This window comes from Limnobaculum xujianqingii (assembly GCF_013394855.1).
GTDB lineage: Bacteria > Pseudomonadota > Gammaproteobacteria > Enterobacterales > Enterobacteriaceae > Limnobaculum > Limnobaculum xujianqingii.
This window is the reverse complement of sequence record NZ_JABMLK010000002.1, coordinates 513,584-535,789: the sequence shown is the minus strand read 5'-3', so window position 1 is coordinate 535,789 and position 22,206 is coordinate 513,584. Positions and strand designations below refer to the sequence as shown.

General features: G+C 45.8%; 22 protein-coding genes. 7 read left to right on the top strand and 15 right to left on the bottom strand.

Features of this window, described 5'->3' with window-relative positions; translation table 11 throughout:
* Nucleotides 1-189 precede the first annotated feature (189 nt).
* Nucleotides 190-450, top strand: a complete 261-nt coding sequence (gene bhsA / locus GOL65_RS16225; protein ID WP_130592059.1) for a multiple stress resistance protein BhsA — start codon at nt 190-192, stop codon at nt 448-450.
* 120 nt (nt 451-570) lie between these two features.
* On the opposite strand, the gene rseC is transcribed toward bhsA, so the two are convergent.
* The 5 genes from rseC to trmN form a co-directional block, all read right to left on the bottom strand.
* The gene (gene rseC, locus GOL65_RS16220) at nt 571-1,026 is read right to left on the bottom strand and encodes a SoxR-reducing system protein RseC (RefSeq protein ID WP_179038454.1); all 456 of its coding nucleotides are present in this window, start codon (nt 1,024-1,026) and stop codon (nt 571-573) included.
* Between the two features lie 9 nt (nt 1,027-1,035).
* Complete coding sequence (gene rseB / locus GOL65_RS16215) at nt 1,036-1,986, bottom strand: sigma-E factor regulatory protein RseB (protein ID WP_140921391.1); 951 nt, start codon at nt 1,984-1,986, stop codon at nt 1,036-1,038.
* A 3-nt stretch (nt 1,987-1,989) separates the two neighbouring features.
* A complete protein-coding gene (rseA, locus tag GOL65_RS16210; protein ID WP_140921390.1) occupies nt 1,990-2,622 on the bottom strand; it encodes an anti-sigma-E factor RseA in 633 nt (210 codons plus the stop codon).
* 47 nt (nt 2,623-2,669) lie between these two features.
* Nucleotides 2,670-3,245 carry an RNA polymerase sigma factor RpoE gene (gene rpoE / locus GOL65_RS16205; protein WP_108900045.1) on the bottom strand — a complete coding sequence of 192 codons (576 nt, stop codon included), beginning with the start codon at nt 3,243-3,245 and terminating at the stop codon, nt 2,670-2,672.
* 328 nt (nt 3,246-3,573) lie between these two features.
* Nucleotides 3,574-4,320 carry a tRNA(1)(Val) (adenine(37)-N(6))-methyltransferase TrmN gene (trmN, locus tag GOL65_RS16200; protein ID WP_140921389.1) on the bottom strand — a complete coding sequence of 249 codons (747 nt, stop codon included), beginning with the start codon at nt 4,318-4,320 and terminating at the stop codon, nt 3,574-3,576.
* 195 nt (nt 4,321-4,515) lie between these two features.
* Here trmN and srmB point away from each other — a divergent pair, with 195 nt between their 5' ends.
* Nucleotides 4,516-5,856 (top strand): ATP-dependent RNA helicase SrmB, encoded by a 1,341-nt coding sequence (srmB, locus tag GOL65_RS16195; RefSeq protein ID WP_140921388.1) that lies wholly within the window; start codon nt 4,516-4,518, stop codon nt 5,854-5,856.
* A gap of 405 nt (nt 5,857-6,261) precedes the next feature.
* Here srmB and grcA read toward each other — a convergent pair whose 3' ends face one another.
* The gene (gene grcA / locus GOL65_RS16190; RefSeq protein ID WP_130592065.1) at nt 6,262-6,645 is read right to left on the bottom strand and encodes an autonomous glycyl radical cofactor GrcA; all 384 of its coding nucleotides are present in this window, start codon (nt 6,643-6,645) and stop codon (nt 6,262-6,264) included.
* 389 nt (nt 6,646-7,034) lie between these two features.
* Here grcA and ung point away from each other — a divergent pair, with 389 nt between their 5' ends.
* A complete protein-coding gene (gene ung, locus GOL65_RS16185; RefSeq protein WP_140921387.1) occupies nt 7,035-7,712 on the top strand; it encodes a uracil-DNA glycosylase in 678 nt (225 codons plus the stop codon).
* Between the two features lie 70 nt (nt 7,713-7,782).
* On the opposite strand, the gene GOL65_RS16180 is transcribed toward ung, so the two are convergent.
* A complete protein-coding gene (locus tag GOL65_RS16180) occupies nt 7,783-9,177 on the bottom strand; it encodes a cytochrome c peroxidase (protein ID WP_140921386.1) in 1,395 nt (464 codons plus the stop codon).
* A gap of 343 nt (nt 9,178-9,520) precedes the next feature.
* Complete coding sequence (grpE, locus tag GOL65_RS16175; RefSeq protein ID WP_140921385.1) at nt 9,521-10,102, bottom strand: nucleotide exchange factor GrpE; 582 nt, start codon at nt 10,100-10,102, stop codon at nt 9,521-9,523.
* A gap of 125 nt (nt 10,103-10,227) precedes the next feature.
* On the opposite strand from grpE, the gene nadK reads away from it, so the two are divergent.
* The 3 genes from nadK to bamE all read left to right on the top strand — a co-directional run bounded on the left by nadK (nt 10,228) and on the right by bamE (nt 13,469).
* A complete protein-coding gene (nadK, locus tag GOL65_RS16170; protein ID WP_130592069.1) occupies nt 10,228-11,109 on the top strand; it encodes an NAD(+) kinase in 882 nt (293 codons plus the stop codon).
* A gap of 85 nt (nt 11,110-11,194) precedes the next feature.
* Entirely contained in the window at nt 11,195-12,856 is a 1,662-nt protein-coding gene (gene recN, locus GOL65_RS16165) for a DNA repair protein RecN (RefSeq protein ID WP_140921384.1), read from the top strand.
* Between the two features lie 265 nt (nt 12,857-13,121).
* A complete protein-coding gene (gene bamE, locus GOL65_RS16160; protein ID WP_140921383.1) occupies nt 13,122-13,469 on the top strand; it encodes an outer membrane protein assembly factor BamE in 348 nt (115 codons plus the stop codon).
* Between the two features lie 287 nt (nt 13,470-13,756).
* Here the strand turns inward: bamE and GOL65_RS16155 are convergent, their stop codons facing one another.
* Together GOL65_RS16155 and GOL65_RS16150 are read right to left on the bottom strand one after the other, a co-directional pair.
* Nucleotides 13,757-14,041 carry an RnfH family protein gene (locus GOL65_RS16155; protein WP_140921382.1) on the bottom strand — a complete coding sequence of 95 codons (285 nt, stop codon included), beginning with the start codon at nt 14,039-14,041 and terminating at the stop codon, nt 13,757-13,759.
* Nucleotides 14,034-14,468, bottom strand: a complete 435-nt coding sequence (locus GOL65_RS16150) for an SRPBCC family protein (protein ID WP_140921381.1) — start codon at nt 14,466-14,468, stop codon at nt 14,034-14,036. The genes GOL65_RS16155 and GOL65_RS16150 overlap by 8 nt, the downstream gene beginning before the upstream one ends.
* A gap of 239 nt (nt 14,469-14,707) precedes the next feature.
* Here GOL65_RS16150 and smpB point away from each other — a divergent pair, with 239 nt between their 5' ends.
* Complete coding sequence (gene smpB / locus GOL65_RS16145; RefSeq protein ID WP_140921380.1) at nt 14,708-15,190, top strand: SsrA-binding protein SmpB; 483 nt, start codon at nt 14,708-14,710, stop codon at nt 15,188-15,190.
* Between the two features lie 90 nt (nt 15,191-15,280).
* Here smpB and caiD read toward each other — a convergent pair whose 3' ends face one another.
* The 5 genes from caiD to caiT all read right to left on the bottom strand — a co-directional run bounded on the left by caiD (nt 15,281) and on the right by caiT (nt 21,845).
* The gene (caiD, locus tag GOL65_RS16140; RefSeq protein WP_140921379.1) at nt 15,281-16,066 is read right to left on the bottom strand and encodes a crotonobetainyl-CoA hydratase; all 786 of its coding nucleotides are present in this window, start codon (nt 16,064-16,066) and stop codon (nt 15,281-15,283) included.
* 127 nt (nt 16,067-16,193) lie between these two features.
* Nucleotides 16,194-17,753: a crotonobetaine/carnitine-CoA ligase gene (gene caiC / locus GOL65_RS16135; protein WP_140921378.1), complete on the bottom strand. Its 1,560-nt coding sequence runs from the start codon at nt 17,751-17,753 to the stop codon at nt 16,194-16,196.
* 81 nt (nt 17,754-17,834) lie between these two features.
* A complete protein-coding gene (gene caiB / locus GOL65_RS16130; RefSeq protein WP_140921377.1) occupies nt 17,835-19,052 on the bottom strand; it encodes an L-carnitine CoA-transferase in 1,218 nt (405 codons plus the stop codon).
* A gap of 86 nt (nt 19,053-19,138) precedes the next feature.
* Nucleotides 19,139-20,281 carry a crotonobetainyl-CoA dehydrogenase gene (caiA, locus tag GOL65_RS16125; protein WP_140921376.1) on the bottom strand — a complete coding sequence of 381 codons (1,143 nt, stop codon included), beginning with the start codon at nt 20,279-20,281 and terminating at the stop codon, nt 19,139-19,141.
* A 34-nt stretch (nt 20,282-20,315) separates the two neighbouring features.
* A complete protein-coding gene (caiT, locus tag GOL65_RS16120) occupies nt 20,316-21,845 on the bottom strand; it encodes an L-carnitine/gamma-butyrobetaine antiporter (protein WP_140921375.1) in 1,530 nt (509 codons plus the stop codon).
* Between the last annotated feature and the right edge of the window lie 361 nt (nt 21,846-22,206).

The following is a 22,206-nucleotide window of genomic DNA, read 5'->3' as shown; positions in this document are numbered from 1 at the left end:
AAAATCAGTCATCGCGTTAAATTGCAAAAAATGAAACTCCAGGGATTAGACATCATCTTTTTAGAAATTCAAATAAACTGAACAAGTAAATCAATTCTCTCCGCTATTCATTTACAGTAACTCATCTAGAATGTGTGTTACCGAAAGACAACAATCTTTCAACATTTTAATTAACTGGAGTTACCTACTATGAAAAGCATCAAATTTATTGCTACTGCCGCTATCCTGACTACCTTATCTTTCAGCACTTTTGCTGCTGAACAAGTGACTCGTACTCAAACAGAAAATTTGGATAAGATTGGTACTGTTTCTGCCAGCGATGCACGCTCTTTATCTGCATTAGAAAGCAAACTGGCCGCTAAAGCCGATGCAATGGGCGCAAGCCATTATTATATTAACTCTGCATCTACCAGCGAAAATATCCACGGTACTGCGATCATTTATAAATAAGCCAGATACGCTTTCATCATCCTGTCTTCCTGAATCAATCACTCCGCCCTGCGGGGTGATTTTTCTATTGTGTTATTGAGAATAGATAAAAATGGGAAGAACGCAGGAATTCTGTGAAATTTAATTCCCGGTCTGACTTACAGATGGAATGCCTATTTGCAATATAATCGGATGAACTGATGCATTAGTAGCAAATTTTGCAGCATAAAAACGAGCAATAACAAAACCACTAACACCGCCAACGATAGCCCCGATAATTGCAGCAATATCGCTTCCTAAGCCATAATAAAACAATCCTGAACACAGCAGAATGCCTAACAGAGGCACCATATATACCAACAGTGCAGATAGCAGCACGCCGGACTCAGGAATGCCAAGTTCAACGCGCTGACCTGGAGATAAAGGTTGCTCAACCGGAATTTGCAGATCGTGAATAACCTGAGGACCCAGTTTGTTCAGTACACGAGTACCGCAGGAAGCTTTTGACTGACAACTGCTACAACCCGCTTGTTGTTCACAGCGTAAAGTCGCAATGCCTTGTTGCCAGTCGATGACGGTCGCCCACTTACGTAACATTTATCAGCCTTAATTCACCACGACGCTGGTAGCAACACGTTTAGCTGTAGCCGGAGGTAATTCACCAATCACCGTAATTTCTACATTATTACGGGTTTCAGTATGAATAGTTCTACGCCCCTGACGCAATGAGTGTTCACTGGTTTGCCCCTGATAACTACTTGGTGATACGTTCAGGGAAAAACTGAATAAGCCATCGGAATAGAGTCGGGATTCCACCACGCTACTTTTAGCGTCAGAAACCGTATGACGACTGCGGGAAGATTCGGAAAAACCTTGAGGTAACCAACCCACACTCCAACTCATGGTCAGTTTATCACCGGGAGGAACGGCTAACAGCGGCGGCATAACTGGCATTGAAAAATCAGCCATTTTCGCTTTTACGCTATCACCGTCACTAAAGGCCACTACGCGAAACTGCTCCAGTGTGTCACCATCTCTATCAAGTAAGTCGGTACGCAGAGGCAGTTTAGTTTCAGTATCTAACCAAACCACATAGCTATAACGTAACCCATCGCGCGGTACGACCCGCACAACATCACAAATACGATTAGCAATACGTGAACGCCCCACCGGAACAAAATCATAGTATTGTTCCAGGCGGTCAATATCGGCAAATACCAGAGAGGGTAATGAGTCAACGATATGGTCACCGCGAATGCTAAAAGGCTCCATACCGGGTTCAAAGTAACTCACTTCGATACCACGCAGTATTGCCTCCCGCTGAGGTCCATCCATATTAATTAGCTGAACCAGCGGTTTACCATTTTGTATAGAGTGTCTGTACTGCAGGGATTCAATACCAACTTTGCTAACGTTCACATAAGAGAACTCATAGCTTAAAGTCTGGCTGGCACTGGTCATTTGCTGCAATAAAACTTCTGTTGGATTCGGTGCGGAAACCGCAGCCAGGGGGAGCCCCCCCAGCAAACTACAAACAATAAACGCGATTGGTTTCATCGACTACTGAGTTAATCCTGTTGACGCAGAATTACTGGTTTTTGCACTGGTATCAGCCCTTGGTGCGATTTTCAGCTGTTCCGCGTGTAAACGACGTTGTAATTCGTAGTCCTGTAGCATGGCGTTGATACGTTTACGCTGCTCCAGAACCTGTTGATTAGTATTCTGAGCGCCTTCCGTTGCCACATCAAAACTGACCGGTGATGCCTGTCCACCTAACGGAATAGTATTAAATACCGGTGTATCTGGCGTACTGTCAGTACCCTGTTGGTTATACTGTTGAACGCCAACAATCACCGCCAGAGACACACAGGCTGCAACACCAATTTGCCCAACCTGAGCAAACCATGGGCGAACCTTGTGCCAGAACGGCATCTTCTGCCAGGTTGCCGGATGAGGCTGTGATACGACCGGCTTATCAAAGCCTGATAACGCCGGTTCCAGCGCCAATGCGGCTGATACTTTGTCTGCTATATCGAAATGAACCACTTCGCCGATATCTCCACGTAGAGTATCGCGAATCAGGTGGTAGCGATGCCAGCTTTGCTGAAGCGTTCTATCTTGGGACAGTCCATTGATAACTTCATTATCAATGCTTTCTCCATCCATCAGAGCGGAAAGCTTTTCTTTTTGCATGCCTAATACCCTTTCTCTTACAACATCCTGGAAGTCAGATACAAATACTATCGCTGTATCAGTGGTTGTACTTTATTATCAATTGCTTCACGGGCCCGGAATATTCTTGATCTTACTGTTCCAACCGGACAATCCATGATTTCTGCAATCTCTTCATAACTTAAACCATCGATTTCACGTAGCGTGATTGCCATCTTTAAGTCTTCTGGCAATGACTCGATAGTTCCAAAAACGATACGTCTCAGTTCTTCTGACAACATTAAGTTCTCAGGGTTCGAAATTTCTTTTAATGCACCTGCATTTTCGAAGTTTTCTGCATCGCCGGCATCCACATCACTTGAGGGAGGACGGCGCCCCTGAGCCACTAAATAATTTTTCGCGGTATTTACTGCTATTCGGTATAACCAGGTATAAAAAGCGCTGTCACCACGAAAAGACTCCAACGCTCTGTAGGCCTTAATAAAGGACTCCTGTGCCACATCGGCAACATCCGCCTGTGGTACATAGCGGGAAACAAGGCCCGCAACTTTATTCTGGTAGCGAACAACCAGAATATTAAATGCGTTTTTATCGCCCTTTTGGACCCGTTCAACCAACACCTGGTCGGTTAACTGCTCGCTCATTCGAGGTAAAGTCTCCTCAACTATCTCGATGCGTTTCGTGCTGCCAAACCTATTATTGTACTAATTTGAGCAAGCAACTTCTTAGAGACGCTGTTGAATGATTAGTTCCCAACATCTCACGCGTAATTATATCGTTAGCTGGTTTTTCAACCAATCTGCCTGTTATTTTGTCGTCCCGGAGCTCCCATCAGGCGCATGACATCAGGATATTCAGCCAATACGCTTCTGTTTCCGGCCTGATTCGGTGTAGGCTAACATGATTTTTCACTTTCAGCCTCACTCTATACAAAAGATTGCAATAATTCATCAGGCTATTTTTATATATTTTTCAGAGAGCAAGATAAAAATCTTTAGCTAACTGTTTAAACGTTTCGGTGTAATCTTTTCTACCCGGTTGATGCGTTATCAACTTCTGTTCATCACAAAGCAGTGGTGCCCTGGATAATTCCAACAACACAATATAAGGTGCTTTATCTGGCACATCACAAACCCAGGTACGGCGAGCAACAAACCATCCCATCTCTAACGCCTGCTTTTCCAGTTGTTCACCTGAAGCGCAAGGTAGCATCACCGAGAATCGCCCCTGTGGAGCCAATAGCTTATCAACATACATTAATAAATTCTGATGACTGAGAATATGGGTATAACGGGCTTTGGCTCTGGATTCATCGCGACAATCCGTTCCCTCCGGAAAATAGGGAGGATTACTGATGATTAAATCATAGCCGCTATCCGCTATTTCAGCATAATCAGCGATATCCTGATGAAATACCCTGATACGCTGACGCCATGGTGAAGCCTGAACATTCTCTTGCGCCTGCTGGCAAGCGGCAAGATCAATTTCAACCGCATCAATCATAACTTGCTGTTCGCTACGTTGCGCCAGCATTAGCGCTAACAATCCGGTTCCGGTACCAATATCCAGAATGCGTCGACATGAAGTCACGTTAGTCCAGCCACCTAAAATAACGCCATCTGTCGTAACCTTCATTCCACATCGATCGTGACCAACAAAGAATTGTTTAAATGTGAAACCGCCGCGGCGAAGTAAAGGTTTCTCCTTACTCTGTTTCATCGTAACCTGCATAAATAACCCATACGCTTTTACAGCCAATACAGAGAATTATTCTGTATTTTGCCAGTAATTTCACTCATCAATAATGTCAGATGAATTCTAACCGAAAACGAAGATAAATGCCTGATGTCAACAATAACAGATGAAGATCCCGCTCAATACATCTATAATCGGCGCCCCAAGCAGAGGTAGACCATGACAGTATTAGACTTTTCCGCACTCGATCTCGACCAGCCGTTGCTGGATGCATTAAGTGACAAGGGCTATGAGCGCCCAACCGCCATTCAGGCCGCAGCTATTCCGGCAGCGATGGATGGACGTGACGTACTGGGTTCCGCACCAACGGGAACCGGTAAAACTGCGGCATTCCTGCTGCCCGCACTTCAGCACCTGCTCGATTATCCGCGCAAAAAGTCCGGCCCGCCGCGTATTCTGATCCTGACGCCAACCCGTGAACTGGCGATGCAGGTAGCAGAACAGGCGCGTGAATTGGCCGCCCATACCCACCTGGATATTGCGACTATTACTGGCGGTGTAGCTTATATGAATCACGCTGAAGTTTTCAGCGAGAATCAGGATATCGTGGTCGCTACTACCGGTCGCCTGCTGCAATATATTAAAGAAGAGAATTTTGACTGCCGTGCGGTAGAAACGCTGATCCTTGATGAAGCCGACCGCATGTTAGATTTGGGTTTTGCTCAAGACATCGAACGCATCGCCGCGGAAACTCGCTGGCGTAAACAAACGTTGCTGTTTTCCGCAACGTTGGAAGGAGAAGCTATTCGTGACTTCGCCGAACGCCTGTTAAACGATCCGGTAGAAATTGAAGCCGATCCTTCCCGCCGTGAACGTAAAAAAATTCATCAGTGGTACTATCGCGCTGATGATATCAAGCATAAAACCGCCCTGCTTTGCCATTTGCTAAAACAACCTGATGTGCATAAAGCGATCATCTTCGTACGTAAACGTGAACGTCTGCATGAGCTGGTAAGCTGGCTCCGTGATGCCGGGATTCAATGTTTCTACCTTGAAGGTGAAATGGTGCAGGCAAAACGTAATGAAGCGATTAAACGCCTGCAGGATGGCACGGTTAATGTACTGGTAGCCACCGACGTCGCTGCACGCGGTCTGGATATTCTGGACATCAGTCATGTATTCAACTTTGACTTACCGCGTACCGCTGACACCTACCTGCACCGCATTGGTCGTACCGGCCGCGCAGGTAAAAAAGGTATCGCTATCTCTCTGGTGGAATCTCACGACCATCTGCTACTGGGCAAAATTGAACGTTATCTTCAGGAACCGCTGAAAATGCGCGTGATTGAGGAATTGCGTCCAACCAGCAAAGCTCCGGGACCAACCAACGGCCGTAAGCAATCGAAGAGAGCTAAGGAAAAAGCGGCAGAAAAGAAAAAAGAGAAGAATAAAGAAAAGGTCAAAGTAAAAGTTCGTCACCGGGACAGCAAAAACGTAGGCAAACGGCGTAAGTCAGCCAATAATGCTGCATCTCCGGACACATCAACAGATAAAGCATAATGCAATACGGCTCCCTTCGGAGCCGTTATTTTTTGAGCTCCTTAGCCCTTGGCCCTTCAGGTTAAAGCATCCGAATGTTGCCTCAGACAATAAAAAAGTAGCACGACCAACATGGATGTTGGTCGAGGCGCAGCGACGTCGGGAGCGGCTCTGCGTCGGTGCGTTGGCTTTTTTATTGTCTGAGGTTGCCGCCGCAACGCGGCGGTCAACAGTCGGCTGCGTTGGCGCGGGGAGTGCAGAGGGGCGTTCGCCCCAACGCCCCTTTGCTCGACGCAAACTCCACTGCCGAGATAAACACAGAACTTAAAGCGGCGAAACTTACACCATACGACCAATAAACCAATTCAAAAACCACAATAAAAAAGGCCGCTGTTCCCAGCGGCCCTTCCAAAAAACAACTACCTACTACAAACTTTCAGTGAAAGTACGAGTAATAACATCACGTTGTTGTTCCGGAGTCAGTGAGTTAAAACGCACTGCATAACCAGATACACGGATAGTCAGCTGTGGATATTTTTCTGGATTCTTAACAGCGTCTTCCAGAGTATCACGGCTCAGTACGTTAACGTTCAGGTGTTGACCACCTTCTACACGTACAGTTGGCTTAACTTCCATTGGAACTTCACGGTATTCGATTTTGCCCAGTTGGCTAACCGGTACAACCTGATCTTCTGAATAATCAGCTTTTGCACAAACACAACGTGCTTCAGCAGTTTCATCATCCAGCAACCAGAAAGAGTTCAGCAATGCAGAGTTATCAGCTTTAGTAATTTGGATACCAGTAATCATTTGGTGCCTCCATCAGTATTTTAAATTTAAGTTCCCCCTAATTTTTAGGGGTAACGATATCGAATTCGTTCAGTCGTAACATTAGTGACACAAAACTAACATTATTTTTCATCTTATATATCAGTGATACCACCAAAATTCTTTGATTAAAATCAATTTTGAAAACTCATAAAAAATTACCATTTAATCAACTTTTTGTTTTATATCAATTTTTGCCATTTTTTAACATTTAATTATTTTTGTAAATTTTCAACTTTTTTTATAACTGCAGCCAATTCATCGTCCAAAAGTGCGATTAAAAGATCATAATCGTAGCCACCTTGCTGTATTATTCAGCGATAACTTTTTCTTAGCGCTCGATATACCATTCAAAAGAAAGGAGATCCTTTATGAGCGACAAACTGACATGGCACGATGTTATTGGTCAGGAAAAGCAGCAGCCTTACTTTCAGGACACTCTCAAGTTTGTCGCTTGTGAAAGAGCGGCTGGAAAAGTGATCTATCCACCACAAAAAGACGTTTTTAATGCGTTCAGCTCAACGGAGTTGGCTGACATTAAAGTGGTAATATTGGGTCAGGACCCTTATCACGGCCCTAATCAGGCACACGGGCTGTCATTTTCCGTATTGCCGGGCATTCAACCGCCGCCGTCACTGGTCAATATGTATAAAGAACTTATGACCGATATTCCCGATTTTCAACGCCCGAATCATGGTTATTTGCAAAGTTGGGCAGAACAAGGGGTGATGTTACTCAATACTGTACTCACCGTTGAGGCTGGTAAAGCGCACTCTCATGCCAGTCTGGGTTGGGAAACCTTTACTGATAAGGTGATTGCATCCATCAACGAACATCGTGACGGAATTATCTTTATGCTGTGGGGCTCTCACGCCCAGAAGAAAGGCCGTATTATTGACCGCAAACGCCATCACGTACTGGCTGCACCTCATCCTTCACCTTTATCTGCTCATCGTGGTTTTCTTGGCTGCAAGCACTTCTCACAGGCTAATACGCTGTTAGAACAACAGGGTTTAACACCTATCCGCTGGCAATTAGACAACCTTTAATACCCTGTCAGACTGACAAAAAAATAACCGCGCTAAATAGCGCGGTTATACATTGTAACTTCAGTCAATATTAAAGCTTGGTCGGTTGATCCAGCTTATATTCACCGGTAGTAGACTTCAGGAATTCAACAATATCGTCTACATCTTTCTCTGGCAGGTTAACTTCTAACTGATACTTAAGCATCATCTCAACCGCACCTTTCAGGGTGTCCATACTGCCATCATGCAGGTATGGTCCGGTTTGTTCGATATTTCTCAGCGTTGGTACTTTAAAGCGATTACGGTCACGCTCAAAGGTAGTGAAGTTAAAGCGCCCCTGGTCAACTTCAGTGATGCTACCACGAGCAGCAAAGTAGTCTTCTTTCAGGCCCATCATTTCAAACGATTGACCACCCAGGTTTTTACCTACGTGACAAGTTCCGCACTTGTTATCTTTAAACAGCTGGAAGCCATGCTTCTGTTGAGCAGTCAGCGCACTATCATCACCTTTCATAAAGCGGTCAAATGGACTGTTTGGCGTTACCAGAGTCTTTTCAAACTCAGCGATAGCATCGGTGATAGTATCTGCAGTGAAACCCTGCGGATAAACTTCAGTAAATGCCGCGGTCAGAGCCGGATCCTGAGACAGTTTACCAATGATTTGATCCCAGGATTCTGAGCCCATTTCAATTGGGTTAAGAGGTGGTCCACCCGCCTGCTCTTGCAGGTTTTTCGCACGGCCATCCCAGAACTGCTCAATGTTATATACCGAGTTAAACACGGTTGGTGCGTTGATTGGTCCAATTGAACCATTAATACCTTTTGAGGTAATCAGATTATCAACACCACCAGCAGTCAGCTTATGACAAGTTTCACATGAAAGTGAGTTGTCGCCGGATAAACGGTTGTCATGATAAAGGATAGAACCCATTGCCACTTTCTTCGGATCGGTTGGCATTGGTTCTGGTAATGGTTGAACAACTTCGTTTTTAAAGGCCGGGCTTACGCCTTCAGTCACGTAGTATTTAGAACGTTGCTCTTGTGCCCAAGCCAGAATAGCCGCTTTATCTTCAGCTGTTACACCACCACTCCAGTGCACCGCGGTATAGCGGCCAGGAGGCATGATTTCGTCCTGAATAGCACGTTCAATTTTAGCTAAGTCTGATTCTGGTGCTGCAGTACCATTAACCAAGCTATCCATGGTGGCCTGCAGGTTAAAGTGCACATAGCCCATCTTCACATCATATTCCATTAATTGCTTGGCAATCGGGAATGATGCATAGAAAGGCATATCGGCATTAGCGGTATGGCAATATTCGCAACCGCGCTGATAAAAAATTTCTCTTACGTGTGCATCACCTTTCGGTGCTGCGGTAGCAATTAAGCGCTCGCTTCGCTTAGCGTCATAATTGTAAATATAGGTTGCCGTCCCCAGATAACCGACTATGCCTAAAGCACAAGCTCCTACGATTAGCTTCTTTATCATAGTTCCCTCACATTCTTCTCTGTCTTATTGGAATGTCATGAGAAAATCCTACCTCATGATGAAAATCGCTTGGATTATCTCTGGTAAGGGAAATATCAAATTGATTCGGATCAAGTATCACGGGCGGTCTTACCTATCGTTAGAATAGGCTCTAGCTATTAATGGGTATTTAGTAAGAAATATCTGAAGAAAAACCGAAGGGAAAATAAAAAACAGAGACTAACTTAATGAATAATATAATAAATATAAAGAATGTGAGATAAGGCGCATATTAGACTCTTATCTCACATTAATCATAACGCTAATTATTATCAAGCTCTATTAGCATTAATTTTTATGACTATTATTTAGAAACAGCGACCATAGCAGGACGAATCAGACGACCATTTAAGGTATAACCTTTTTGCATCACCATCATTACATGGTTTGGTGCATGATCGGCAGATTCCATCATGGTCATTGCCTGATGCAACTCTGGGTTGAAAGGAACATTAACCTCTTCCACCACTTCTACACCAAATTTACGCACCGCATTAAGTAGTGATTTCAGGGTCAGGTCTACACCTTCTACCAGCGCAGCAAAGTCTGGATTCTCTTGATCGGCAGAAGCCAACGCGCGTTCCAGATTATCAATCACCGGAAGCAACTCAATAGAGAATTTTTCCAGAGCAAATTTATGTGCTTTTTCCACATCTTGCTCTGCGCGACGACGAACGTTTTCAACTTCAGCACGAACGCGTAAAATATTCTCACGCTCTTGCTGCTGTGCCTGAGCCAGTTGAGCTTCCAGATTAGCGATTTGCTCAAAAACTTGAGTATTTACGTCTAACTCTGCGGCTTGCTCTGCACCTTCCACTTGTTGGTGCTCGTTTAATGTCTCATCCAGGACTTGCTCATTAGGGGTGTTTTGTTCTTTACTACTCATGTAAATCTCCGCAGTTTGGCATTACGCTCACTTGTTCGCTTATATTATGGGGATGAAAATTGACGAATCAAGGAAGTCATTCATATTGTATGGATGCTATTGTCGCATCTGACAGGAAAAATTAAATGAATAATAACAAGTTCAGTTGCATTGGGTTAGTCGGACACCCACGTCATCCTTCAGCACTAGCGACACACAAGACACTATACCACTGGCTAAAGAGCAACGGTTATACCGTTATTGTAGAGCAACAAATAGCAAATGATCTAAAACTGGAAGATATGACCACCGGCAGTCTGTCAGAAATTGGGCAGCAGGCCGATCTGGCGGTAGTTATCGGCGGTGACGGAAATATGCTGGGAGCGGCCCGGGTTCTTTCCCGCTATGACATCAAAGTTATTGGTGTTAACCGCGGAAACCTCGGTTTTCTTACCGATCTCAATCCGGATAATCTGCATCAGCAACTTTCTGAAGTGCTTGCCGGCGAGTACATCACAGAAAAACGTTTTCTGCTGGAAGCCCAATTGCATCGGGCAGGTCAGCCAACGCGCCTCAGTACTGCCATTAATGAAGTGGTACTGCATCCGGGCAAAGTGGCCCATATGATTGAGTTTGAAGTGTATATTGACAATAATTTCGCCTTCTCTCAGCGTTCCGATGGACTAATTATTTCTACGCCTACTGGTTCAACAGCCTACTCTCTGTCCGCTGGCGGCCCTATTTTGACCCCAACGCTGGATGCTATTGCGTTAGTGCCCATGTTTCCACATACGCTGACCTCCAGACCGCTGGTTATCAGCAGTAACAGCGTTATTCATCTGAAATTCTCTCACTATAGCCGTGACCTGGAAATCAGCTGCGACAGCCAGATAGCACTGCCAATCCAAAAAGATGAAGAAGTGATCATCAAACGCAGTGAAGCTCATTTGAATCTGATTCATCCTAAAAACTACAGTTACTACAATACATTAAGCACAAAACTGGGATGGTCAAAAAAATTATTCTGAAAAATCAGATATCCCTCTTTACTGTATAAAAAACCAGATTATACTGTATGTAACTACAGTTGTTAGGTTATACAGGAAGATAATCATGCTGGCACAGTTAACCATTAGTAATTTTGCCATTGTTCGCGAGCTGGAAATTGATTTTCAGTCAGGTATGACTGCCATTACCGGTGAAACCGGTGCCGGTAAGTCTATTGCTATTGATGCATTAGGCTTATGTCTGGGTAGCCGTTCCGAAGCGGCAATGGTACGTAACGGTGCCAACCGGGCAGATATTTGCGCCCGCTTCTCCCTGAAAGATACCCCGGCAGCTCGCCAATGGCTGGAAGATAATCAGTTAGACGATCAGCAAGAGTGCCTGTTGCGACGGGTAATTAGTGCTGATGGTCGTTCCCGTGGCTTTATTAACGGTACCGCCGTTCCAGTTTCCCAACTGCGTGAGTTGGGACAGTTACTGATTCAAATTCATGGTCAACATGCCCACCAGCTACTGTTAAAACCTGAACACCAAAAACACCTGCTGGATGCTTATATGCACCAGACTGAACTGGCAACCGAGATGCAACAGGCGTATCAATGCTGGCATCAGAGTTGTGCTCAACTGGCACAATTTCAACAGCAGAGTCTTGAACATGAGTCCCGCCAGCAGCTATTACAGTATCAACTAAAAGAGCTGAATGAATTTGCCCCTCTGGCTGGCGAATATGAACAGATTGATGAAGAGTACAAACGTCTGGCTAACAGTGGCCAGTTGCTCTCGCTAAGTCAGGATGCTTTACAGGTACTGGCTGAAAACGAAGAACAGAACGTACTCAGCCTGCTGAACCACGCAAAACATAGCCTGCAAGAGCTTTCCTCCATTGATGAAAAAATGGCTGGCTTACTGACCATGTTAGAAGAAGCGTCTATTCAAGTTAGCGAAACCAGCGAAGAGCTTCGCCACTATTCCGAACGAATGGATATGGACCCGGTACGCCTGTATGAACTGGAGCAGCGCCTGTCTCGCCAGTTAGCTTTAGCGCGTAAACACCATATTTCCCCAGAACAACTGCCCGAGATCCACCAGCAACTGCTAGATGAACAGCAGCAAATTAACCGCCAGGGAGATGACTACGAAGCACTAACCGAAGCGGTTGCCCAGCATCATAAACAGGCGCTGGAAGTGGCTAAACGTCTGCACGTTCAACGCGCTCACTATGCAGCAGAACTGTCCACTATGATCACTGACAGTATGCACTCACTGGCAATGCCGCATGGCCAATTGGTTATTGGTGTGGAATGGCAGCCTGAGCATCTGAATACCGAAGGTGCCGATCGGGTTGATTTCCGTGTCAGCACTAACCCGGGGCAGCCGCTGCAAGGGTTGTCTAAAGTCGCTTCCGGCGGTGAACTATCACGTATCGCTTTAGCGGTTCAGGTGATTACCGCCCGGAAGATGGATACCCCGGCGCTAATATTTGATGAAGTGGATGTAGGTATCAGCGGACCAACTGCCGCTATCGTCGGTAAGCTGCTACGTCAGTTGGGTGAATCCACTCAGGTTATGTGCGTAACGCATTTACCTCAAGTTGCCGGTAATGGCCATCAACACTTCTATGTCAGCAAACAAACCGATGGCGAAGAGACCGAAACCCAGATGTTGCTGCTGGACAAAAATGCCCGCCTGCAAGAACTGGCCCGCTTACTGGGCGGCAGCGAAATCACCCGTAACACTCTGGCAAACGCCAAAGAACTTCTGGCTGCCTGATGACGATCTGAGAGTAAAACCTGAGAGTGAAACGACCATTAAGTGATAGTAACCACCGATAAAAAGAGCCGCATTAACAACAAAAGTTTTAATGCGGCTCAACTTTTTGTGATAATTGGGGTCGAATCAGCACATATCTGAAGCATAAGAACAGATTTGCAGATAGAATTTTATTAAATGACCTCGATAAACAACCAGTAAAGGTTTCCAAATGTCGCAAGGTCTATTATCATCGACAGCCTATGTTCTAAAGGAAAGTACTATTATGCGCTGCAAATTGCTGACTGCCGCTGTGGTGGCTCTTGGAATTCTGGTAACCGGTTGTTCTACTTTAGAGAAAGTAGTTTACCGTCCGGATATTAATCAGGGTAATTTCTTAACGCCAGCTGACGTCTCCAAACTGCAAAAAGGCATGACCAAGCAGCAGGTGGCTTATATTCTAGGCACACCGATGTTGCAGGACCCATTTGGTTCCGATACCTGGTTTTATGTCTTCCGCCAGCAGCCAGGACACCAGGACGTGACACAACAAACGTTAACCCTAACGTTTGACGGTGGCGGTTCACTAAGCGGTATCTCCAACGATACTTCAATGATGAAGCAAGAAAACTAAGTAACACCAATCAGTTACTAAAACGAATGACATAAATAAGACGCCATTTGGCGTCTTATTTTTTATACTGATAAAAAAATCCTGATAGTTCAATTTTATGACTAAACATAATCCAATCGGAGGGAGAGGGTGCCGTGGGGGTCGACTTGGCGTAAGCCAACGAAGTGCCCGTAGGCAGCCTAGGCCCGACGCACTCCATAGCTGAGTACGGCGGTTTTGTCTGCACTCAATGTAATTTTAATCACATATTTTTACGGTCGAAATATTTATTGATGCCTAATGGCGTCTTATTTTTTTGAACGTTCCGCCCGCATCCGACGCAACTCTTTAGGGTCTGCAGTCAATGGACGATAGATTTCAACCCGATCGCCATCATGAACCGGATCGCTTAATTTAGCTCCCCGACTAAAAATGCCGACCTTATTCACCTTCAGATCGATTTCTTTACGCATTTCCAGAATACCGGAGGCAATAATCGCCTGCTCTACGCTACTTCCTTCTTCTATCATCAGATTTCTAACGTATTGCTGCTCAGGTAAGGCATAGACCACTTCGATATGAATGTCAGACACCGTAAACCTCTTTCGCCCTGCGAGTGAAAGCCTGCACCATGTTTTGCGCTAAATCCTGAAAAATTCGACCAAAAGCAATTTCAATCAGCTTACTGCTAAATTCAAACTCAAGATTAAACTCAATGCGACAGGCATCATCCCCCAGAGGCGTAAACAACCAGCCGCCCTGTAAGGTGCGAAATGGCCCATCCACCAGCTTCATATCAATAATGGAGTCTTCCACCATTTGATTACTGGTGGTAAAGGTTTTACGAATTCCCACTTTCGCGACATCAATAGATGCCGTCATGGTATTTTCTGTCTGCTCAAGTATGCGGCTGCTCACACAACCCGGTAAAAACTTCGGGTAAGAAAGAACATCGTTAGCCAGTTTATACATTTGCCCGGCGCTATAATTGACCAGTGCCGAACGTTTGATACGCTGCATAACATTTCCTAATCAATGGATCTTAAAAGCGAGAAAAATTTTAACGGCGCAAATCATATCATCTAACCGGATTGTGACCAAAAAACCTTATTACCCGTCTCTTTTCTCTGTAAAAAAGTCAACCATAACCAATCATCCGGCTAATACACCGATATAATAAAACGCAATGGAAGAAAATTACCTGAGCAGAGGGCTTAGGGGATATCTTTCAAATCAGCATTAAGTATAATAAAAACATTATGACAAAGAAAAAAGCATACAAACCCGGTTCCGCAACCATTGCGATGAACAAACGAGCACGTCACGAATACTTCATTGAAGAAGAGATCGAGGCGGGTTTAGCCCTGCAAGGCTGGGAAGTCAAATCCATGCGCGCAGGCAAAGCAAATATCAGCGACAGCTATGTGGTATTCCGTGACGGTGAAGCCTATTTGTTTGGCGCCACTATTATCCCACTTAACGTTGCCTCATCACATATTGTTTGTGACCCAACCCGCACCCGCAAACTTCTGTTAAACAGAAGAGAGCTTGATAAGCTGTTTGGTCTGGCAAATCGTGATGGTTACACCATTGTTGCCCTTTCCATGTATTGGAAAAACGCCTGGAGCAAAATCAAAATCGGTGTGGCAAAAGGTAAGCAACTGCACGATAAGCGTACCGATATTAAAGATCGCGAATGGCAGTTAAATAAAGCGCGGATTATGAAAAACGCCAACCGCTAAGGGTTGGCAATTTTCTGTCAATTCAGCTTTCACCAACAGGATACGCATTTCATGTATATCCTGTTGGCAAATCACTTTCTGACTTCTGACTTACTTCCCTTTCCATACCGGATCGCGCTTCTCTGCAAAGGCTTTTGGCCCTTCCAGCGCATCTTCTGAATGAAGCACTGACGGATAATTTTTCAGCTTGCCGCTACGGATATAACGATACCCCTCTTCCACCGACATTTCACCGGTTTCGCGATAGATTTCTTTAATTGCCGCCACCGCTAACGGAGCACTGAGCGCCAGTTGATGAGCCAGCTCACGAGCCGTGTCCATTAACTGCCCGCTTTCTACTACCCGATTAACAATTCCCCAACGCAACGCTTCCTCAGCACCCATTTGACGTCCTGTCATCATCATTTCATTCGCGATGGCTGGAGGGAGTATTTTAGGCAAGCGCAGCATACCGCCGCTGTCGGGTACGATACCCAGTTTAGTTTCCGGTACTGCAAAACTGGCATTTTGAGAACAAACGATCATATCTGCCGCCAGCGCCAGTTCAAAACCACCGCCAAAGGCATAGCCGTTTACTGCCGCAATCACTGGCTTATCCAGATTGAAAAGCTCCGTCAGCCCGGCAAATCCGCCCGGGCCAAAATCGGCATCCGGGGCTTCCCCTTCCGCTGCGGCTTTTAAATCCCAGCCGGCAGAGAAGAAACGCTCACCAGCACCAACAATAATCGCTACCCGCAGCTCAGGGTCGTCACGAAACTTAATAAATACGTCACCCATTTCAAAACTGGTTTTCGCATCGATAGCGTTAGCTTTGGGCCTGTCTAATATAATCTCCAGAATGTGACCATTCCGGCTTACATGTAACGATTCGCTCATATTAATACTCCATTGACTGGCAATTAATAACCTCACTGAGCTGATAATCGAGCGCAGCAAACCAATACGGCATTATCATGAATAATCATGTCGTATGAACGCTCTGTTTATTATTTCTTCAACAAACTCAGTGCAGACCTTTTTTAATAATTTTCCCCGAGCAGCTTCTTGGTAAATTCTTCCTGATCTCCAGAAAGGATGGCACTTTAAATTTGGCCATATGGCTTTCACAAAACGAGAAAAACTCTTCTTCAGTGATGGTTTCCCCTTCGTTGAGCACCACGAAAGCTTTAATCGCCTCATCCCGAATTGAGTCTTTCAGGCCAATTACCGTGACGTCCATGATTTTTGGGTGGGTGGAAATAATATTCTCCAGCTCAACGCAGGAAATATTCTCCCCACTACGTTTGATCATGTTGCAGCTACGTTCAACGAAATAGAAAAAGCCTTCATTATCTACATAGCCATAATCACCGGTACGCAACCAGCCGTCGGCACTCAGTGCTTTGGCTGTCTCTTCAGGCATGCGGTAGTACTCTTTAAACAGGGTTTTGCCGGGAATACCTTTAATACAAATTTCTCCGGTGACATTAGCCTCCAGCAGGGTTCCATCCCGATCGCGGATCTGTATTTCATAACCAAATCCGGCACGACCAATAGATGGCCAGCGGCGCTTATCTCCGGGGCGATCGCCAATGGCACCAACGATGGTCTCTGTCATTCCATAAGAGGTAAATAACCGAACGCCAAAACGCTGCACAAAGGCATCTTTTTCCCGATCGGAGATATTGAGATAAAACAGCACTTCACGCAGGCAGTGCTGTTTTTCCCAAGGCATTTGCGGTTGCATCATCAGAGTTTTGATCATCAGTGGTATACATTCGGTCACGGTTGCCCGGTATTTGCATACCTGAGCCCAAAAAGTACGTGCACTGAATTTTTCCAACAGTACAAAAGTGGCTCCCGCCGAAAAAGCTGCCATCGCCGCCGTACACTGACAGTCAATATGAAAGGCTGGCATCGGCGTCAGATAGACATCATCCTTACGCAATGCACACTGCCAGGAGGTATAGTAACCAGCAAACCTCAGGTTATAGTGAGTGATCACTACCCCCTTGGGACGCGAAGTTGTACCGGAGGTAAACAAGATTTCTGCCGTATCTTCAACATCGAGATCTTCCCAATGCATCAAATGGCGGGGTTGAACCTGCTGCAGACGATGAAAGTCCAGTACATCAGATGAAAACTTATCTTCTGCCATCGGGTTGATCAACATCAGCTGCTGTATGGGCGCCAGCGCCTCCTGTTGAATCTCCTGATACATGGCAAAAAATTCCCTGCTGGTTACCACCATCGAAGCTTCACACTGGTTAACAATATAGGCACTCTCATTTTTTAGCAGATTAGCGTTAACCGGCACCATCACCGCTCCGATTTTCGCTAAACCAAACCAGCAAAAGAAAAACTCAGCACAGTTATTGAGATGTAGCGCTATCTTGTCGCCTTTAGCCACGCCAAGTGAATGAAAGAGATTAGCGGTACGATTAATCTCCTCATTCAACTGTTGGTAGCTATATTCCAGCGCCAGCCCCTGAAGATTCTCTACAATCAATGCAGTTTTATCGCCGTGCAGTTCTGCAAGGTCATCCCACATTTGACGTAAATCTTGTCTACCTACTATATCCATTCCATACCTACCCAATATCGCTGCACGGTTGGCGGGGTGCAAATGACGGCAAAAATATTATCCAATGCATAACTAAAGCGGTTACCCCACCTTGGCCAGCCCCTTAGTTACCAGCTGCTGGATTTCCGCCTCACTGTAGCCAACGTTGGCTAAAATAGCGGCGGTGTCCATTCCCAGGGTTGGCATACCGCGCCAAATTTGCCCCGGATTGTTCTTAAACTTAGGCATGACGTTTGGCCCTTTGCAGTCCTGGCCATCAATGGTTTGCCAGTGGGTGATAGATTCACGGGCAACATACTGTGGATTACCTTCCAACTCAGGAATGGTAAGCACTTTAGTCGATGCTATCTTCAGTTCAGCAAAGCGAGCCAGCACCTGAGCAATTGGCCTTTCAGCCAGATACTCGTCCAGTTTATCTTCAACAAACTGGCCTTTAGGGCACTCGATACGGTGAATCAGTTGAGTATCTTCCGGAATGTCAGGCGTTCCCCACAGGTCATCAATCCCCATATCCTTGAACATTTCCTGAATTTGATTCACACCCACCAGCTCCATAACAATGTAGCCATCCTGGCATTTATACAGGCCACAGCCGGTATAATACGGATCTTTACCTTTGGTCATTCGCGGGCAGATTTCGCCGCCGTTAAAATAGTCCATCATGAAGTACTGGCCCATACGCAACATCACTTCATACATTGCTACGTCGATACTTTCACCAACGCCGGTCTCGCGCACCTTATGCAAGGCCGCCAATGTTGCTGTGGTTACCGTCATACCAGAGAAATAGTCCGCCGTATAAGGGAAAGCCGGCATCGGTTGATCTTTATCACCATTTTGAATCAGATAACCGCTAAAAGCCTGAGCAATGGTGTTATAAGCAGCAAGATTGGTATATTCCGGCGTACCGTACTGACCAAAACCAGAGAGGTGAGCAATCACCAGCTTTTCGTTATGTTCCCACAGCACTTCATCGGTAATACCACGACGGGCAAAAGCCGGTCCTTTGCTGGCCTCAATAAAGATATCCGTCGTTTCAATAAGCTTGAGAAAAGCTTCCCGCCCTTCATCTTTAAATATATTCAGTGACAACGCGTGCAGGTTACGCCTTGAGAGCTGAGGATAATTAGGTTGAATACGAATGGTATCGCCATAGGTGACGTTTTCGATCCAGATAACTTCGGCTCCCCACTCGGCAAACATTTGTCCGGCAAAGGGACCGGCAATCTCAATTCCGGAAAAAACTACCCGTAAACCGGAAAGTGGACCGAATGTGGGCATGGATAACCGTTCAGACATAATTATTAGCCTTTTGTATGGCACCAGTTCAGGAATGCTTCAGATTAGTGCTTCATCTAAAGCATCCCTGTCTCTGGTGAGAGTGATTAACGATACTTTTTCAGTTCAGCACGGCCCAGGGTCAGAATCTGCATTTCATCAGAACCACCGGAAATACGGTCAACCCGCAGATCACGCCAGAAGCGCGTTACCCGATGATCCCCGGCGATACCAATACCACCCAGCACCTGCATGGCAGAATCCACCACTTCAAAAGCGGCATTAGCACAATAGAATTTACACATTGCCGCATCACCAGAGGTCATCAGGTCGTTATCGCTTTTCCAGGCTGATTCAAACAGCATGTTTTTCATGGCGTTCAGTTTGATTGCCATATGGGCGAACTTTTCCTGAATCAGTTGGAAGCGACCAATGGTTTCACCGAACTGTACCCGTTGATTCGCATACTTAGCCGCATCTTCATAGGCGCAGTAAGCGGTACCGTAGTTGGTTAACGCCACAATAAAACGTTCATGGTCGAACTCTTCTTTCACCCGGTTAAAACCGTTGCCTTCCCGGCCAAACATATCCTTCTCTTCCAGCTCAACGTTATCGAATACGATTTCGCAGCAGCTATCCATTCTCAGGCCCAGCTTCTCCAGCTTGGAGGCTTTAACGCCCGGTTTGCTCATATCCACAAACCACTCGGAGTAAATTGGCTTATCTGGCGAAGCGGAATCCCGGGCCATTACCACGATATAAGGGGTATAGGCACTACTGGTGATAAAGCATTTGCTACCGTTGAGATACACTTTGCCATTCTTGCGGGTGTAGTTAGTTTGCAGACTGCCTACGTCAGAACCAGCGCCCGGTTCGGTAATGGCTGAGTTCCACATTTGTTTACCGGTGCCCTGAAACGCCATAATCTTATCGATTTGTTCCTGAGTACCTTCACGCAGCACAGTATTAAAACCGCCCGGCAACTGATACAGCACGTAAGTAGGTGCTCCCAAGCGCCCCAGTTCGGCCCAAACCGCCGCCAGCGTGACAAATCCCGCATCCAGACCGCCGTGCTCTTCCGGCAACAGCAGGCTATCAAGTCCCATTTCTGCCAGCTCTCTGACAAAGCGCTCAGGATATTCACTGTTACGGTCGCATTCGGCAAAGTAGGCTTCCCAGTTTTCCTGCGCCATCAAATCTCGAATACCGGCAACAAACAGTTCCTGTTCATCGGTCAATGTAAAATCCATAGGTAAGGCCTCTTCTATTTTCTGTGTTAAAAGATCAATATTTCCAATGAGTCGCTTTGGCGTCTTTGAGGAAAGATATGGTTATCATTATGTTGACGAAGAACAGTGGACATCCTCCGGCAATAATCGCTGTCTGAATTGGTTTAAGACCACCCAATGCCAACAGGATGATGCCGATAACCCCAACCAGCACCGACCAGCCTACACGCACCCAAACTGGCGGCTCGTCGTAGCCGTTGGCTTCTTTACAGGTCGACATGGCCAGCGTGTAAGAGCAGGCATTAATCAGGGTTACCGTGGCGATAAAGCAGAGAATAAAGAATGCCCACATGGTGACCGTACTTAACGGCAATGCAGCCCAGGTTTGGATAATGGCCCTCGCCACACCGTGCTGTTCAATAATTTGAGGAATATCGATGATTTGGTTATTGATCAGGGACAGCGTGTTACTGCCCAGAATGGTCCATAACAGCCAGGTAGATGCCGTCAGGCCGCCGACCATTCCCAGACAAAGCTGACGAACGCTACGTCCTTTGGAAATACGCGCCAGGAAGATACACATCTGGATGCCGTAAACGATCCACCACGCCCAGTAGAATACCGTCCAGCCCTGCGGGAACCCACTTTTGCTAATTGCATCGGTATAAAACAGCATGCGGCCCACGTTCATCAGCAGCACCCCAACCGAATCGGTGAAATAGTTCACCGTAAAGCTGGTTGCACCAATGATAAAGACCCAGGCCAGAATGATAATGCTCAGATAGTTGCGCACGTCACTGGCAATCTTGATCCCTTTTTGCAGGCCAAAGGCAACGCAAACGGCATTAAATATAATCCAGCAGCCAATGATTAATGCATCCAACTCCAGGGTATGTGGAATACCAAACAGGTACTGAATACATTCGGTGACCAGCGGTGTCGCCAGTCCCAGACTGGTTCCCATTGCCAGAATCAGCGCAACTAAGTAGAGGTTATCCACCATCGTACCAATGAAGCCTTTACAGCGCTTTTCTCCCAGCAACGGCACCAGCGTTCCGCTTGGGCGCATCACATTGATTTTTCTTACAAACATGAAGTAACCAAACGCCACCGCCAGGAAGCTATAAGTTGCCCACGGCAACGGCCCCCAGTGGAACAGGCTATAAGCCAGCCCTAACTCTTTAGCCGGAGTAGAGAATGGTTCCAGCCCAAATGGTGGTGAGGAAACGTAGTAATAAATCTCAATGGAACCCCAGAACAGTACCGCGGCAGAAGTACAGGAGGCGAACATCATGAAAATCCAGCTTAGCGTGCTAAATTCTGGCTTTTCATCCCCCAGAGTGCGGTGGGCAAAGGGTCCAAAAATCAGCCAGAACCAACCGCCAAACATCACTACCATGTACCACTCAAACGCCCATCCCCATTCGTAAGTAATGTAGTTAAATACCGCATTAATTACTGCGTTTGACGCCTCCAGATCGCGAACCGTCAGATAACAAAGGATTGCGACAATAATCAGTGAAGGAAAAAAGACTTTGGGTTCTATTCCCGTTTTCTTTTTACCTGCTTCATTTTCAGTTTTCATTTTTGTATCTGCCCCATGAAATATTCTCCTCACAATGGCAATATTGAGAGCTACGTTTCTAAACAGAAACTATCCATGTCACCTTTTAATAGATGAACACACCCCGGCATGAAATTATCTTTTTAATTAAACTTCAGAATCAAAAAAATCAATAACGCAACGCATTAAATATATAAACAGATTTCAGAACATATTCCTTAATGCAAAAATCTCAGCTAATTAACATGAGGTTTATAATGAAATTTGAACGCTGAATAATCCGTGATCTTAATCAAGTCATGTCCCTGATCTCAGCACCTCACGGATGAACACCAAAGAAGCCACCCTGTATTAAACTAAAAAATATTATTTAAAATCATGC

Coding starts and splice junctions, on each gene's coding strand:
- caiA (WP_140921376.1), bottom strand. CDS start 20,281: ATGGATTTTACATTGACCGATGAACAGGAACTGTTTGTTGCCGGTATT.
- GOL65_RS16150 (WP_140921381.1), bottom strand. CDS start 14,468: ATGCAGCGTATCAAACGTTCGGCACTGGTCAATTATAGCGCCGGGCAA.
- bamE (WP_140921383.1), top strand. CDS start 13,122: ATGCGCTGCAAATTGCTGACTGCCGCTGTGGTGGCTCTTGGAATTCTG.
- caiD (WP_140921379.1), bottom strand. CDS start 16,066: ATGAGCGAATCGTTACATGTAAGCCGGAATGGTCACATTCTGGAGATT.
- caiT (WP_140921375.1), bottom strand. CDS start 21,845: ATGAAAACTGAAAATGAAGCAGGTAAAAAGAAAACGGGAATAGAACCC.
- grcA (WP_130592065.1), bottom strand. CDS start 6,645: ATGATTACTGGTATCCAAATTACTAAAGCTGATAACTCTGCATTGCTG.
- ung (WP_140921387.1), top strand. CDS start 7,035: ATGAGCGACAAACTGACATGGCACGATGTTATTGGTCAGGAAAAGCAG.
- bhsA (WP_130592059.1), top strand. CDS start 190: ATGAAAAGCATCAAATTTATTGCTACTGCCGCTATCCTGACTACCTTA.
- grpE (WP_140921385.1), bottom strand. CDS start 10,102: ATGAGTAGTAAAGAACAAAACACCCCTAATGAGCAAGTCCTGGATGAG.
- caiB (WP_140921377.1), bottom strand. CDS start 19,052: ATGTCTGAACGGTTATCCATGCCCACATTCGGTCCACTTTCCGGTTTA.
- rseC (WP_179038454.1), bottom strand. CDS start 1,026: ATGTTACGTAAGTGGGCGACCGTCATCGACTGGCAACAAGGCATTGCG.
- rseB (WP_140921391.1), bottom strand. CDS start 1,986: ATGAAACCAATCGCGTTTATTGTTTGTAGTTTGCTGGGGGGGCTCCCC.
- caiC (WP_140921378.1), bottom strand. CDS start 17,753: ATGGATATAGTAGGTAGACAAGATTTACGTCAAATGTGGGATGACCTT.
- nadK (WP_130592069.1), top strand. CDS start 10,228: ATGAATAATAACAAGTTCAGTTGCATTGGGTTAGTCGGACACCCACGT.
- srmB (WP_140921388.1), top strand. CDS start 4,516: ATGACAGTATTAGACTTTTCCGCACTCGATCTCGACCAGCCGTTGCTG.
- rpoE (WP_108900045.1), bottom strand. CDS start 3,245: ATGAGCGAGCAGTTAACCGACCAGGTGTTGGTTGAACGGGTCCAAAAG.
- GOL65_RS16180 (WP_140921386.1), bottom strand. CDS start 9,177: ATGATAAAGAAGCTAATCGTAGGAGCTTGTGCTTTAGGCATAGTCGGT.
- trmN (WP_140921389.1), bottom strand. CDS start 4,320: ATGAAACAGAGTAAGGAGAAACCTTTACTTCGCCGCGGCGGTTTCACA.
- rseA (WP_140921390.1), bottom strand. CDS start 2,622: ATGCAAAAAGAAAAGCTTTCCGCTCTGATGGATGGAGAAAGCATTGAT.
- recN (WP_140921384.1), top strand. CDS start 11,195: ATGCTGGCACAGTTAACCATTAGTAATTTTGCCATTGTTCGCGAGCTG.
- smpB (WP_140921380.1), top strand. CDS start 14,708: ATGACAAAGAAAAAAGCATACAAACCCGGTTCCGCAACCATTGCGATG.